Annotated in this window: 1 protein-coding gene; it reads left to right on the top strand. The window is 48.9% G+C overall.

Annotation, left to right across the window (positions count from 1 at the left end):
* On the top strand, window positions 1-1050 hold a 1050-nt coding region (locus R7Q47_RS26425), incomplete at both ends, for a TRAP transporter fused permease subunit (RefSeq protein WP_318090281.1).

The raw sequence follows: 1050 nt of genomic DNA, 5'->3' as shown, positions 1-1050 counted from the left end.
TGTGTCGGGATCTAGCGTGGCGAATACCGTGTCGACAGGGGTGATCAGTATCCCGTTGATGCAAAAAGCAGGTTTCCCTTCGCGCTTTGCTGCAGGGGTTGAGGCTGCGGCTTCTACTGGTGGTCAGTTGATGCCTCCGGTGATGGGCGCGGGTGCGTTCATTATGGCGTCTTACACTCAAATTCCTTATGTGGATATCATTGCTGTATCGTTTGTCCCTGCGTTGATTTATTTCTTGTCGGTCGCGTTTTTTGTGCGTATCGAAGCGAAGCGTAGCGGCGTGCAGAAAATTACAACCAGTGACGAATCGCTTATCAAAGTTCTGGTGAGTGGTTGGCACAACCTTATTCCTTTGGTGGTTCTGGTGACGTTGCTCGTAAAAGGTTTTACACCCACGTATGCAGCAGGCCTTTCCATCATTTCTGTCGTTGTCTCTTCGTGGTTTTCTAAAGATCACAAAATGGGACCAAAAGCGATCATCGAGGCTATGTCTCAAGGCGCGAAGAACATGGCAACCACCGCCGTCTTGCTGGTGGGTATTGGTTTAGTGATCAACGTAATCAGTACAACAGGCATCGGCAACACTTTCTCTTTGATGATCAATGGTTGGGCGAATGGTGATTTGTTCATCATGCTCGTGTTGATTGCTTTGGCATCGTTGGTTTTAGGTATGGGCTTACCTGTGACAGCGGCGTATATTGTTCTGGGCACTTTGTCTGCCCCTGCCTTGTATAAGTTGATTGCCGAGAACCAACTTTTAGAGTTGATGGTTTCAGGGCAGTTGCCTGAGCAAGCGAAAGCGATCTTCATGCTAGCTGCACCAGATAAGCTCGATCTTCTCAATGCGCCAATGGCGCTGGAAACGGCGAAAGAAATGCTGTCACTGGTTCCTGCTGATTTTGTTGAAACGCTACTAGAGCAAAGTCTGGGTTTAGAGGCGGTTGGCTTGGCATTGTTGGCTGCGCATTTGATCATATTCTGGCTTTCGCAAGACAGTAACGTTACACCACCAGTGTGTTTAACCGCATTCGCAGCGGCGACCATTGCGAA

This window comes from Vibrio sp. Vb0349, assembly GCF_033338975.1.
The sequence above is the reverse complement of the archived record's forward strand: the minus strand, read 5'-3'. Positions and strand labels throughout refer to the sequence as shown.